Origin of the sequence: Sphingobacterium paludis (genome assembly GCF_004364125.1) — a bacterium.
In the GTDB taxonomy this organism is placed as follows: domain Bacteria; phylum Bacteroidota; class Bacteroidia; order Sphingobacteriales; family Sphingobacteriaceae; genus Sphingobacterium; species Sphingobacterium paludis.
The window spans coordinates 26,718-40,681 of record NZ_SNZV01000011.1 but is presented as its reverse complement, the minus strand read 5'-3'; the positions used below and the strand labels follow the sequence as shown (position 1 = coordinate 40,681).

Below are 13,964 nucleotides of genomic sequence, written 5' to 3'. Positions count from 1 at the left end.
ACTATGAAAACAGCGTTAATAATCTGTTCTTCGCTCTTGCTTATTGTCTTTTCTAGCTGTAAAAAATGGCTGAATGTTAACGAAAGCGGTTTTGTCACCCAGGAAGAGCTGTTACAAGATAGGGAGGGATTTGAAAAACTATTATCTTCAATATATTTAGATTTAGGAAAACCTGAGCTTTACGGTCGCGAATTAAAATTTGGCATGTTGGACGCGATAGCTGGCTATTGGCAGGTCCCTGATGTAGGTTTTTATCAATCCGTATATAATGTGGATTATGAAAATCCTAATGTTCTTAATCAAATTAACGCCATATGGTCGGGGTTGTATGGCGCAATACGTAAATGCAACGTCATTCTTGAAAATATCGATAAGCTTGAAAAAGATGCTTATCGCGATTTGATTGAAGGGGAGGCAATCGGTTTGAGAGGATATCTGCATTTCGAGTTATTTAAGCTCTTCGGACCTATAGTTGTAAAGGACGGATTGCAATCTCCCTCCATACCTTATTACAAACAGGCTAGCAAAGTGCCACAAAACCCGTTACTTAGCGGTGAAGTGCTTGATTTGATTGAGCTAGATCTCTTGGAGGCCGGTGCATTGTTGGAGAACGATCCGCTAATTAGCAATCTCCATGCGAAGTATGAAGTTCAGAGCAAAGAAAATTATACCACACTTTTGGATCATAGAAGCGTTCGAATGAATTACTATGCGGTATTAGCGCTTCTCGCCCGGAAATCACAATGGGAAGGTGATGCAGTGCAAGCGGGAAGTCGAGCCGAGTCCTTGATTCGCAAAATAGAAAGTAGGGCGGTATTTAAATTGATATCCTTCTGGGATATTTATTCACCTGGGTTTAATGACCCTAGGTTTTCTACTGAAAATATTTTTGGACTTTATGTCCCTGACCACCGGAAATATGTATCCGGATATTTCGGCACTGTCAATCAACCAAACGCAATTTTCCAAGTGTTACGATCGAATGAACGTGACGCATTTGAATATTTACTTAAGCTTAATGTTAGAAATCAGCACTGGTATGCTAATCCAAGTGGTCTGTTTATAAAATTTGATATCCCTGAAGAAAGCAGATTAGATACACTTTCGCAACTGGACAGGTCAAGATTTTTTGAGATCCAACTGATAAATTTGCCGGAATTATACTTAATCGCTGCAGAGGCATTTCTCGCATACGATAAAGCTAAGTCACTTCATTATTTTAACATCCTTTTAAAATCACGCAATCTCAACCACGAAGATCTTACCAGTAGCGCCGCTTTAGAAGATCAAATTGCATTGGAGGTACAGCAAGAGTATATTGGGGAAGGATATTTATTTTTCTTCAATAAACGCCGTAACTTGCCTTTGTTTCGGTTAAATGGAAATCTACAACCCAGTCAATCTGTGTATGTTTTTCCACAACCCGAACAAGAGTCTGTTTTGAGAAAGTAACGGTTTATAATGATGTTGAAAATTAACTATATATACATATTAATAGCGTTCAGCTGTTGCAAGCCTGATCCTTTGGTTTTTATCACAAACAACGCTTATCTACAGTTTGCCTTCCGGGATTCCCTGAAATCTACTGATATAGCTGAGGTGTATTTAGATAGTATGATATATTCTTTCGGCGCTGTACCAAATCATATAGACGAAGCGGTTGTTGCTATTCCTATCAAATTAATCGGACAGCCCCAATCACAGGATAGAAGGTACAATGTTCGTGTTCAACATTGCTGCGAAAATGGTTTGGAAGATGGAATAAGAATTTCAGAAACGATCCTACGATCAAATAGTTCCTCCGATACACTTTTTCTAACAGTTTCCCGATCGCTTGTACATAAAGAAGATTTCGTTAACATAGATTTATATCTTGATAATAGCGAGGGATTTACCAATGAGTCGGTTATTTCTCGGCACTTTCGCTGTAAATTTACAGAGAAACTTTTAGAACCAGATTGGTGGTTTAGTTGGAGAAGTAAATTTGGTCAATTTCATCAGGAAGTATATAGGAAGTGGATCGAAATATATTATCCAGGATCTGATCCTTCAGATCCTGTTGGTAAGGATAAGCGTGGATACTGTTGGTATAATATGCCAAGCACTACAGCATTTAATGAGGTACCGGTGACTTTTTATTATATACAAAGGCTACGTGCATATTTTGAGCAAAATATCGTTTATCCTGACGGAAATATTAATGAGCAAAGAATATTACTGCCCAGATTATGAAGCAAACGATCAAGCTTATATTTATAGGAACTGTTTTATTGCTATTTGGATGCAAAGACAGTTTAGAGCAAGATGGGCGGGGCTTGGGAATGGTTCCAATTATCAAGATGGCCAACGGTGAGCTTTTGCAAAATCGAGTATTCTATTATAGCTTATTCGATACCGTAAGGATTGAAGCTTTTATCGATATTGAAAATGGAAGTTCTTTGCCTAATTCATTGTCGTATTTTTGGACAGTGAGCGGAGATACCTTAGGACGACAGAAAGATTTTAGCTATGAGGTGAGTAAATTGCCTACAGGCATATCAGACTGTAGACTGGTTATCAAGGATGTCACCCGAGATGTTGTGTACACGTCCGATTTCAAAATTTACGCGCTAGCCGGCGTTAAAGAAGGTTCTTTTATTTTGAGTAGTGATGAAAAAAAATGCACACAAATTGAAGTTTTCGGATACAAAAGTGTCGATGATGATAAAGTTATACGTTACAGAAATTTTGCAGGTCTCGCCTTAGGCCGTGAACCAATCAATCTACACCTAAGTTACTTAAATACTGAAAACAAAGCGAAGAATTTTATAACCATGCGTGTGGTAAGTAAATTTGGAGACTATCCGATAATTGATGTTGACTACAAAAGTCTGAATATACAAAGCCTTTACGCAAAATATACAGCAGTGATTACCGGAGAACCATTAGTGCCAACGTATAGCTGGTCCAGCTCAGACAAATTCTTGAACGGTAATCTGTACAATATCATTTTGATAGACGGGCAGGCACATATGGTAACCAATGGCGTTGTAAGTGGTAATATATACGAACAAGATAAATATAATTTTGGTAAATCGGGTTTAATCGTCTCTGAGAATAATTCAACTCCTATCGTAGGGTTTGAAAAAGGGCTAGGTTTTCGGGTCTTCGAGGAGATTTATTTCAATACAGTGAATGGCTTTCCGAATCAAGTTTTTCTCAGATTTGACTCGTTGTACTTCAAAGATAGGGAATTCGTCGCTTTAGCAGGTGAGAATGACTATTCGGATGTTGAAGTTATCACAAGAGATCAAGATAGTTTTTCAGTGGTTAAATCCAATGATGCTATTCTTTCGCCATACAAAGCTGAACCGGTCAATATCATTGATCCGTTCGGGATTATGCGCAGATCCGTGCATTTTTTATATCGTCAAGGTAGTTGGTTCTTTGCTATTGATCGGTCCTTGTACAGGCTCTCTTCCAAAAACGGAGTATTTGAAACCTTCTTAACTCTTCCCAATGACGATTCCGGTGATATTGTAACATGGAACTTCAGTCATGATTTGGATGATAAAATAGGCATTGCAACATTCAACCCAAATGCGAAAACCGATAGGAAAGGATCCTACTATCTCTATAACCTAAAGGGAAATGTGTTGGAAAAGAAATACCTTTATCAACTAAACCGCGCGACTAAGATCGAATTTGCGATTTCAAATGAATCTAACGGCGAATAAGAAATCTTAGTTTTGTATCCTACTGTCCATCTTCAATAGGATACATACTTGATCAGCTAATTTTTTGGTCGCGTAACTAAAATTTAGGAGCCGCCGCCGGCGGCTCCTGCTGAAAATTTGAACACAGAATGTCATGATCCTGTATTTAATGACGGCCATCTATCTATATTGTCCCAGTAATTCTTACACTGATTTCGGCGGGTGTATTAAAAATACTTATGACCAGCAATTTTCAAAAAAGTATGGGACAATAGTGCTTTCAAGTCGTCTATTACATTGTTCTTGTTGTAACGCAATAAGTTAAGATGTTTCCTTTTACCGTAGTTGTTTGTGTGCCGCCTCAAATGGGGCGGTATATTTTTTTAAAACAAGGTTTGACCTTGTTGTTTACAAAAGATGTGAATAAAATTTATGGTTAATCGTGTGATGATAAAATGTAATACACCTGCCGAGCTTAATTGCATAACCGACAAGGTAAATTGGTTATCGTGATAGTTCAGCTATTCAGAAACTTATAACGCTGCAAGGAAATACGATGTTCCATACAATCTACTTCTAAAAGAGGTTTGTTTGGGTATTTTAGGAAAAAAAGATAGGCAAATAAATTTCAATGCAGATTAAATTTTTTTAAGGGACAATAGCGGTTAACGATCGTCTATAATGTGAACGCGATAGGGAAGACATTTAGTTATTGATAGCTAATTATCCTTAAGCGTTAAATGATCGCAAAAGTTACAGCTTGATCTGTAGCGTATCGAGTAATACTAAAAAAATGGATAAAAAAATCAAAAAACTTTATGTGCCACCGGTTATCAAAATGACGTTGGTCGAGATGGAAGATGGAGTCCCTGTCGGTTCAGCGATGGTTAAGGTGGGATCTGCAGATTCACAGGATGTTCCACAGGTCGAAGATTGGGACGATCAACAGATCGGGGGTACCTCGAAGATCGATTTTTAATTCGAAAGATCATCCGGGACGGACGATTGCTTTGCAATGCTTTAATTTTGATTTTTTTATGATTTCGAAGATAAATTTGTTTTTCTGCGCGGCATTTTTTGCGTTGCTGCTGCAGTCGTGCACGCGTGATGGTGCAGAGGGTACAGCGGTTGGTGGTACGTTGCTCAGTGTACAGGTCAACGGCGTAGACGGTGATGACGTTCAGATGCAGGGCATGCATACGGGTAGTGGGCAGGGTTTGCTGCGCAGCGATGTCGTACCTTCTTCCGGTTCTTTCCCCCAACCGTCAGCGCCCGTGCTGGAAGATAGGGCATCTGGTCTGGAATACCGGGGCTTGGTGGAAATCCGGGACATGCCTTCGGGAGTGCATGGCGGTGGAGCACTTCGAAAGGAAGTGGCTATGTCCAGTCCGCAGAAGACGCTGCAATCGGCCTCGAGCTCACCCTTGCCGTCCGGTGTCAAGTACAGGCTGCAGATCTACAATACCGCTGATAAAAGCAGGAGCACGCCCGTTGTGGATATTGTTGCGAGCGTTGGTTCAGCCACCCAGATCAACATCGATGCGGGCAAGTCGTACGACTGGTTTGCTTTTTCGGTTAACGATGCGAATGTTGTTCCGCAAATTGTGCGAGGAGTAGTGTCCGGGAATGACACCAAAGCTAGGGACGTGCTGCTGAGCTCCGGCACGATCAACACGGTTTTCGGAGAAAACCTGCTGAACATAACTTTCCAGCGGAAGACCGCCAGATATGAGGTGGTGCTCGATGCCTCGGGAATGTTCGGGGGGATCGATGTGAGCACAACGATAAGGAACGTTGTCAACACCTCGGGGGCCGGAGTGCTCAAGTACGGCGACCTCAATATATTTACGGGCAACTACTCGAACATCAAGAACTACGACCTTACAGGTGTGCTTCCGACATCCACAAGCCCTCAGACATGGACGTACAACCTCTACTCCGTGGACAATACGACCAACCTGGGGGCAAATACGCTTGCACTACAGTCAGCAAAAATAAGGATAAACAAATCGAGTGCTTTTTCGAGCGAAGCCACGGTAGACTTTCCGGCCTCCACATTGCCATTTTCACATGTGGCATTCAAGAGCACGATCGGAAGTTCCTATAAGCTCTCCATTCAGATGATTGAGTCGCCCGTGACAGTTGCCGGTGTGCGCTGGGCAAGGACGAACGTCGTTTTTTTACTTTCTGGTAGTAGGTTAAAAGCCAATCCGGAGTCTTCAAGTGAATATCCAAATGCTGGCGCTGCCGCTTTTTCAACCGTGTTCTCTATTAGCAATCCTTCGGGCTCCGATCCCTGCCTTGGGTTAGTTCCGAAAGGCACCTGGCGGCTGCCCACGGTGAACGAAGTGACATTGTTGACACAGGCAAGATACTTTAACGAAACCGCTAAGGTGGTACGGTTCGCTACGGTCGAAAAAAACGATGTCGGACTTTTTGGCCTTGAATACCCTTTGGATGCCGGTACGGTGGTTCAGTTAAATTATCCCCGGTACTCCCAAAAACTATTCTTCCCTTTGGCGGGCTATACCCGTTCGGACGCCTTACTGGGCTATGGCTACGCAATTACGGAGAGCACAGTAGTATCACCTCGGGGGAGGTATTGGGCGCGTGATGCAGACGGCAGGGTGAAGGCCCTTTCGATCGATGTATCGAAGAACGGCGCGACCATCAGCGACTGGAAAACGTCGATAATTGACGAAATCAACGATGTCAGGTATTCTGTTCGATGTGTCCGAGCGAATTAGAATCATATGTTTCGGACTAATGGAGAATGCTGCAATTTAATAATTTCCATCGTCCTTATAGCGAGCTTACTTCCAGTTTTTCTCGACTGAATAGATAGATACAGATTTAATACCAGTAAAAATTGAACGTGCAAACCTAGTTGACCCCGAAAAAAATTAAAAACCAAGTGTGATTCCACCGGAAAACCAATCAATCCTCGTAATAAATAGACAGAGATAAATATGAAAACAGTTTTAACAGCTCTTGTGTTATTTTGCAGTGCATGGGCTACGGCGCAGGATTTAACGGATGCCAGCAAAATGTACCTACTTAAACCCAGCGATAATACAGTAGGAGTTAAAATTGGGGGCAAGCCTGTCGATTTCCAAAATGTCTTTGGACTACCTACGAGTAAATCTTCTCGATATGATGAATTTTCGGGAGAGACAGTACAATCTCTAAGATATAACAATTGCGTGATCAACTTTATCAAACCTGATAATGAAGATGATTACCATTTAGAGAGCTTTGATATTCAAGATGCGACAATAGGATTTGGTCAAAAGAACGTTTATGTTATCACGACTGGGCAGACCGTAACCGATACTAGATATCCTAAAAATCACCCTCTTTTTGGGCGCGTTGCAACCAGGTCAATTAATGGCGCGAATCTTACTAAATATTTAAAGTATGAAGGGAGCAATGTGAATCAAGTTTACGTCGATAAAGCTTTAAATTATGCTGGCGAGAGTACCGATGGAACTTTATCTCTGATATTTTCCGGATTAACTTTAAAAAGGATTTTGATGGAATATAAGAGTTACTAAAACTTGGTAGACTTGAAATTAGAACCTCCATGCCCGAGTATTTACTCGTCCAAGAATAGTAGGCTCCATTAATATCCATAGCTGTTTTAAGGGAAGCTTACATACTCGCTGCTGAATGGCTAACCATTATTTGTCACAAGACCAGCGAACTTTAACGGATAAATTAAATAGCTGATCGATTTAGCTTTTTTTTAAAATTAGGGACAATTTGAAATTTCAGTCGTCTAACTTGTATATGATATGAACGTGCTAAAGTTTTAAACTGAAGGTGATTTTTCCCTTAACCAATTGTATTTCCGAACAGTGATGAAGGAAATAATCCGATGATACGACATAGAAGTGATCTACTTCTCGTCTTTTTACGATAGCGTGCAAAGAGGGACCGGGTTTTCCGGAATAAAAGGCTATTCGAACTATTAAGCCTGATCAAACTATTCGACCTCGTAAATTTTGAGGTTCGTGGACGAAAAGTTTATGTCAATCGGAATAATGAGCTTGATGAAATTAACATAATATAAACCCAAAACAACCTGTAATATGAAAGAAAATCAAACAGATAAATGATTAAAAAACAGTTATACGTAGATAGCTTATGACGCTGTTTAAAATTTGGCGGACACGCTCTAAAAATGAATATTATTACTCTAGATGTCTGTACTTTGGAATATTTAGGCAGACTGTATCACACACTACATTAAGCAAATGTATATAAAATATCTAATTAAAATGGATCTGGTGGGATCCCTATACCCAAAAGCATTAGTGGTTATGCGACTAACTGTCTTATTACTTTTCGTATCATTTATACAAGTTCGTGCTGTTACGATGGCACACCGGATCACTATTGATCAGGGTAATGCACCGTTAGGATCCATGTTAAAGGAAATCCGACAGCAAAGTGGATATGATCTCTTTCACGATGGCAATTTAGTATCCAGAAGCCCAAAAGTGATGGCCAATCTTAGCAATGCACCTGTTGCTCAGGCACTAGCTTCGTACAACGTACTGCATCATGAACTAGAGAAAACTAAGTCGGAAAACATTAGTATACAACCTATTGAGGGAGTTGTGCGAGACAGTTTGGGGCGGGCGCTGGCAGGCGTTTCTGTTGTCAATCGCAGCAGAGGAGGAAGTACGTCCACTGACATCAGCGGACGCTTCCGACTGGAGGCCGAATTCGGAGACACTCTCGTACTTTCATCTATGGGATACCTTCGCCAAGAACTGCGATTAGGCCAACAAACCCAGCTTGATATCGTGTTGCTGGCGGAGCAAGCACAATTGGAGGCTATCGTGGTAACGGCCTTGGGGATTAAGCAATCCGTAAAAGCATTGACCTACAATGTGCAGGAATTTAAAGCTGAAGAGATTACCCGAAACAAAGATGCCAATTTTGTCAACAGCCTAACAGGAAAAATTGCCGGCGTTACCATTAATTCAAGTTCGTCCGGCATTGGGGGCGCTACCCGCGTCGTGATGCGGGGGACCAAATCGATTGCTGGTAATAATAATGCATTGTATGTCGTTGATGGAATTCCAATCCCGAACACAAATGCAGGCGCCGCGAATGGCCCATTTGAAGGCGTGGTAAGTGGAGAGGGAATATCCAGTTTCAACCCTGAAGATATTGAAAGCATTACTGCGCTCACTGGGCCCTCTGCTACTGCGCTTTATGGTAATCAGGGAGCAAATGGGGTATTATTGGTGAATACAAAAAAAGGTACCAGTGGCAAGATAAAAGTCAGTCTTTCACACAGCTCTGATTTCTTCTCACCTTTTGTCATGCCAAGGTTCCAGAATACATATGGACAGGCAAATCCACAGGAATATGCGAGTTGGGGAGCAAGACTACCCCAGGCTTCGAACTATAGTCCGCGCGAATTTTTCCAAACAGGATTCAACGTTTTTAATTCTGCCAGTATCTCGGGAGGTACAGAACGGAGCCAAACACTGTTTTCGGCAGGAGCAAACAATGCAGAGGGACTTATCCGGAACAATACATTTAACCGCTATAACTTTTATCTACGGCATAATAGCCAGCTTACTGACCGGTTGACAGCAGACTTTAGCGCCATGTATGTGAGACTAGACGATAACAATATGGTGGCACAGGGACAATACCAGAATCCGATAGTGCCGGTATATCTTTTTCCTCCAGGAGATGACTTTAGGAAGTATCGGGTGTTTTCGAGGTATGATCCGAATAGATTGATTTCTACCCAATTTTGGCCATATCAAGATCAAGGACTTGGTATGCAGAACCCCTATTGGATTTCCGATGCACAAACGCGTGTCAATACGATCGATCGCTACATGATGAGCGCCACAGCAAATTATAAATTGTCTAGTTGGTTAAACATTACTGGACGTGTTCGTATTGATAACAGCATTGCGCATAACGAAACAAAAAGACCAGCAGGAACTTGGGGATTATTTGCCTCTGAATTCGGGTATTACCTCACCGGCAAAACAAGCAGTAAGAATACTTACCTCGATTTGATAGCTAGTGCGCAGCACCAGTTTTCTGATAGGTTTTCATTGCGTGCTAATGTTGGAGCGAGCTATCAAGATGACCTTGTGGATGGATTGGGTGCAGGGGGAAATCTTCTTCGGCTAGCCAATTTCTATTCTGTTGAGGAGAATACAGATAATCCAGCGACACAAAACTACAGTCGTACACAACTACAATCTACATTTGCTACGACCCAATTCGGGTATGAAAATTGGTTGTTTATGGATCTGACAGGACGATATGAGTGGCCCTCTCAATTGCCAAAGGAATTTGCGACAAGCTCGTCTTATTTTTACCCATCAATAGGTGTGTCCGGTGTGATTAGCGATAAGTGGAATATTTCAAAGGAAGCAATCTCCTTTGCTAAAGTGCGCTTTTCTTATGCTGAAGTAGGAAATCCTCCACGCTTTGGAATCGCCAATCCGGTGTTCTCTTTAGTAGACGATTCTTTTCGTCCAGCACCTTTCGCTGATTACAGACCCGAGCGTACGCGGTCTTATGAGGCAGGTATCGAACTTCGCTTCTTGCAAGATCGCTTAACACTGAATGCTACGGCCTACCAATCGAACACCACGAACCAGCTCTTAGAACAGCCACTTTTGGGCAGTAGTATCTATACGGTTTTCTTTTACAACGCTGGTGACATCCGCAACCGCGGTATTGAAGCAAGCTTGTCGCATCATGGTAAGTTCAATCAGTTGGATTGGACATCGGGACTCGTATTCTCTCTGAATAGAAACCGTGTGATGCGTCTTTCGGATGGTTTTATAAACCCAGCTACCAGTGAGCCTTATGAGAATGAACAACGTCTTGTTGGCGGCTTGGGTGATTTCCAGAACGTTTTAACCGTAGGAGGAACGATGGCTGATTTCTATATCTCTCAAGTTTTGAGAGAAGATAATCAAGGTAACTTATGGGTTAATCCGATGGATCGATCCATTGCGCAAGTGACGATTCCTCGTCGCTATGTGGGGAGTGCGATGCCCGACTTTAATTTAGGGTGGAATAACCAGTTTTCCTACAAGGGCGTCGATTTGTCCTTTCTTATTGATGCGCGTGTTGGAGGAATTGGAGTATCCTATACGCAGTCGATGATGGATGCATTCGGTGTTTCTGAACAATCTGCGCTGGATCGAGATAATGGTGGTGTAATGGTTTACGGCAGCTTGTATCCCGATGTGCAAGGCTATTACAATACGCTTGGCCTTGGAACGAGTGGTATGGCTGGTTATTACATTTACAGTGCAACCAACGTACGTCTGCGAGAGGTGGCGCTAGGATATAATCTTCCAACCGCTTGGTTTGATGACAAAGGTCCTGCCATACGGCTGTCGTTAACCGGCAGAAACCTATTTATGTTTTACAATAAATCACCTTTCGATCCTGAATCTACATCCTCCACCGGCACCTACGATCAAGGTGTCGATTACTTCCGCCAACCCAGTTATAGGAGTCTTGGATTTAGTATCAGAGCCCAATTTTAAATTCAACGTGTACACTCATGAAAAGTAAAAATATAATATGCCGACTTTGGTTTTTTACCCTCGGTACTGGAATGGTCAGCTTCTTTTTAGCCAGTTGTACTAAAAACTATGCTGAATACAACACCAACCCTTACAACGCTACGCGTGAGCAAATGGAAGCAGATGGCTATTTAATCGGTCGGAATTTTCCGATCATGATCAATGCGGTAATTCCGGCTGCAGATGCTGGAGCGGGCACGACTTTCGTAAATAGCTATCAAGTTGCTTTTAACCTTGCTGCAGATTGCTATTCAGGTTATATGGGCCAAGCCAACAACTGGAATGGAAATACGAACAACCTGACGTATGGGTTTAATCTTCAGTGGGTCAATGAGCAATTCAGTCTGTCTGGGCGGTTGATGAATGCCTGGAAGCAGGTGGAGGAAGCGACAGCCCTTTCGGGCGATTCACTGCAATTTTCTGTTGCACAGCTTATTAAAATTACCGGTATGATCCGGATGACGGATAGTTATGGTCCTGTGCCCTATTCTCAGATTCCAACAGGTACCTTTACACCGGCCTATGACAGCCAAGAGAGTCTATATCGGACGTTTATTAAGGAGTTAGGGGAGGCAGCTGATGTGCTTCATAAAAAGGGTGCTTCGGCAGGTAAAACTTTGGCACCTTATGACCAGATTTATGCCGGTGACTATATGCAGTGGGCGAAGTACGCTAATTCCTTAAAACTTCGGCTAGCTATACGTATGGTCTATGTTGATCCTGCCAACGCACGCCTTTTAGCGGAAGAAGCTGTAAGACATCCTGCCGGACTGCTGGACATCGTTGCAGATGGAGCTCTCCAGAAACCTGCAGCAGGACTGAACTTCAAAAATCCTTTGAGAACATTAACCCAAGACTATAATGAGGCTAGAATGGGAGCATCGATGGATTCCTATCTTAGAGGGTACAAAGACCCTCGGATCGCCAGCTTCTTTCTACCTTCTGTTATTCGACCCGATGAATATGTCGGTGTTCGTACAGGAATTAATGTCGTACCGGCACTGTATCAACCATTCTCTCGACTCAATGTATCAGACGATACCGGGATTCCTTGGATGCGTGCATCTGAAGTATATTTTCTACGTGCTGAAGGTGCATTACGTGGCTGGAATATGAATGGTAATGCTCAACAACTATATGAGGCTGGTGTACAGCTTTCTTTTGCGGAACTTGGTGTTAATATGCCAACCGGATACCTTAACGATGAAATATTGCGGCCCGCCGATTACACGGATTACACGTCAGGCGGTGCCTACAGCCGTACGTCTATGGGAGGTGTGTCTATCAGATGGAGAAACTCAGATACTTTCCAAGTAAATCTAGAACGTATAATTACTCAAAAATGGATAGCGACATATCCAAACGGTCAGGAAGCTTGGACAGAATTTAGGCGTACAGGATACCCTAGGCTGTTTCCTGTTGCACTGAACCGCAGTGGCGGCACAGTTGACCAAGCTGTTCAGGTTCGTCGATTGCCATATCCACTTCAGCAATATCAAGAGAATGGCGCTCAGGTGGAACAAGCGATATCTCTACTTGGTGGCCCAGATAACGGAGGAACGCGCCTTTGGTGGGATGCACGTCCCTTATAGTGTTAAAGATTAATATGAAAATCAGATTATTAATACAGTCAACCAGATATTAGAAAATTAGATATAACATGAATGCAATCAAATTTCAATTGTACGTTATAATTTTAATAACGTCATTATGTTTTTCAGCAGCTTGCAAAAAGCATAATGATCCTCTCGCCGAAGCGGTAGAGAGATTAACTCCCCAGCGAGATGATGTGTACTACGAAAATCTTCGAGCTTACAAACGTAGCGACCATCAAATCTATTTTGGATGGTGGGGAGGATTAAACACACCTGGAAGTCCGGAAACTATGAGCGTAATAGACCAAATTCCTGACAGTGTCGATATAGTCGCTTTCTGGGGTGGGATGCCGCCTTTGGGATCGCACAACTGGGAGACGATGCAACAGATACGTAAAACGAAGGGTACTAGATTCGTAATAACGAGTTTTGGTAGTGGCGTAGAGCAGATTATGCGACGAAATGATCCACAGTTAGTGGAAACAGATGTCATGAAGGCTATAGACGATGTGGCCAGGGCGATTGCTGATACCATCGCATTATACAATATTGATGGATTTGACTTGGACTACGAACCCTCGGAATCAGCAGAGTTCAATTCAATATTCGGTAGCCGATATGCAGTTAACGGTCGAAACCCTCACGTTTTGCGTTTGTTTGAAGCTTTGGGCAAATATTTGGGGCCAAAATCGGGCACGGATAAGCTATTGATTATTGACGGCTACAGCCATACCGAAATTGAGCCCTATTATAATTATTTCATGCAACAGGCCTATAACTCAAGTTCTCCAACAGTGCTTCAAAATCGCCTTCGCACTTATGGGCTTGGTGAATGTCCACCGCACAAATTTGTTCCATGCGAGAATTTTGAGGCAAACTGGCGAAATGGCGGGGTCACTTTTTCTGACCCTCGTTATGGAAGAATTCCATCTTTATTGGGATTCGCATACTGGAATCCCATCGAGGGCCCCAAGGGCGGTATCGGAAGCTATCATACCGAATACGAGTATCCGCTAAACCCAGATTACAAATGGACTAGGGAGGCGATACAAATTTTGAATCCGGCAGTACAGTAGTACTGTTCT

General features: G+C 42.5%; 9 protein-coding genes. All 9 read left to right on the top strand.

Annotation, left to right across the window (positions count from 1 at the left end; all coding sequences use genetic code 11):
* Positions 1 to 3 precede the first annotated feature (3 nt).
* The 9 genes from B0I21_RS17920 (at position 4) to B0I21_RS17880 (ending at position 13,955) form a co-directional block, all read left to right on the top strand.
* Positions 4 to 1,452: a RagB/SusD family nutrient uptake outer membrane protein gene (locus tag B0I21_RS17920; protein ID WP_133641870.1), complete on the top strand. Its 1,449-nt coding sequence runs from the start codon at positions 4 to 6 to the stop codon at positions 1,450 to 1,452.
* 9 nt (positions 1,453 to 1,461) lie between these two features.
* Positions 1,462 to 2,232 (top strand): DUF4843 domain-containing protein, encoded by a 771-nt coding sequence (locus B0I21_RS17915; RefSeq protein ID WP_133641869.1) that lies wholly within the window; start codon positions 1,462 to 1,464, stop codon positions 2,230 to 2,232.
* Positions 2,229 to 3,716: a hypothetical protein gene (locus B0I21_RS17910; RefSeq protein WP_133641868.1), complete on the top strand. Its 1,488-nt coding sequence runs from the start codon at positions 2,229 to 2,231 to the stop codon at positions 3,714 to 3,716. The genes B0I21_RS17915 and B0I21_RS17910 overlap by 4 nt, the downstream gene beginning before the upstream one ends.
* Before the next feature lie 772 nt (positions 3,717 to 4,488).
* Positions 4,489 to 4,674 carry a hypothetical protein gene (locus B0I21_RS17905; RefSeq protein ID WP_133641867.1) on the top strand — a complete coding sequence of 62 codons (186 nt, stop codon included), beginning with the start codon at positions 4,489 to 4,491 and terminating at the stop codon, positions 4,672 to 4,674.
* Positions 4,675 to 4,732: 58 nt separating this feature from the next.
* Positions 4,733 to 6,442 (top strand): hypothetical protein, encoded by a 1,710-nt coding sequence (locus B0I21_RS17900; RefSeq protein ID WP_133641866.1) that lies wholly within the window; start codon positions 4,733 to 4,735, stop codon positions 6,440 to 6,442.
* Between the two features lie 222 nt (positions 6,443 to 6,664).
* Positions 6,665 to 7,249, top strand: coding sequence for a hypothetical protein (locus B0I21_RS17895; protein ID WP_133641865.1), 585 nt, complete (start codon positions 6,665 to 6,667; stop codon positions 7,247 to 7,249).
* A gap of 768 nt (positions 7,250 to 8,017) precedes the next feature.
* The gene (locus B0I21_RS17890) at positions 8,018 to 11,245 is read left to right on the top strand and encodes a SusC/RagA family TonB-linked outer membrane protein (RefSeq protein WP_243836231.1); all 3,228 of its coding nucleotides are present in this window, start codon (positions 8,018 to 8,020) and stop codon (positions 11,243 to 11,245) included.
* A 17-nt stretch (positions 11,246 to 11,262) separates the two neighbouring features.
* Complete coding sequence (locus tag B0I21_RS17885) at positions 11,263 to 12,876, top strand: SusD/RagB family nutrient-binding outer membrane lipoprotein (protein ID WP_133641863.1); 1,614 nt, start codon at positions 11,263 to 11,265, stop codon at positions 12,874 to 12,876.
* 68 nt (positions 12,877 to 12,944) lie between these two features.
* Positions 12,945 to 13,955 (top strand): glycoside hydrolase family 18, encoded by a 1,011-nt coding sequence (locus B0I21_RS17880; RefSeq protein WP_133641862.1) that lies wholly within the window; start codon positions 12,945 to 12,947, stop codon positions 13,953 to 13,955.
* The last annotated feature ends 9 nt before the right edge of the window (positions 13,956 to 13,964 follow it).

Bases quoted from the DNA above. Each gene is read 5' to 3' on its own strand.
- B0I21_RS17920 (WP_133641870.1), top strand. From the start codon at position 4: ATGAAAACAGCGTTAATAATCTGTTCTTCGCTCTTGCTTATTGTCTTT.
- B0I21_RS17915 (WP_133641869.1), top strand. From the start codon at position 1,462: ATGATGTTGAAAATTAACTATATATACATATTAATAGCGTTCAGCTGT.
- B0I21_RS17910 (WP_133641868.1), top strand. From the start codon at position 2,229: ATGAAGCAAACGATCAAGCTTATATTTATAGGAACTGTTTTATTGCTA.
- B0I21_RS17905 (WP_133641867.1), top strand. From the start codon at position 4,489: ATGGATAAAAAAATCAAAAAACTTTATGTGCCACCGGTTATCAAAATG.
- B0I21_RS17900 (WP_133641866.1), top strand. From the start codon at position 4,733: ATGATTTCGAAGATAAATTTGTTTTTCTGCGCGGCATTTTTTGCGTTG.
- B0I21_RS17895 (WP_133641865.1), top strand. From the start codon at position 6,665: ATGAAAACAGTTTTAACAGCTCTTGTGTTATTTTGCAGTGCATGGGCT.
- B0I21_RS17890 (WP_243836231.1), top strand. From the start codon at position 8,018: ATGCGACTAACTGTCTTATTACTTTTCGTATCATTTATACAAGTTCGT.
- B0I21_RS17885 (WP_133641863.1), top strand. From the start codon at position 11,263: ATGAAAAGTAAAAATATAATATGCCGACTTTGGTTTTTTACCCTCGGT.
- B0I21_RS17880 (WP_133641862.1), top strand. From the start codon at position 12,945: ATGAATGCAATCAAATTTCAATTGTACGTTATAATTTTAATAACGTCA.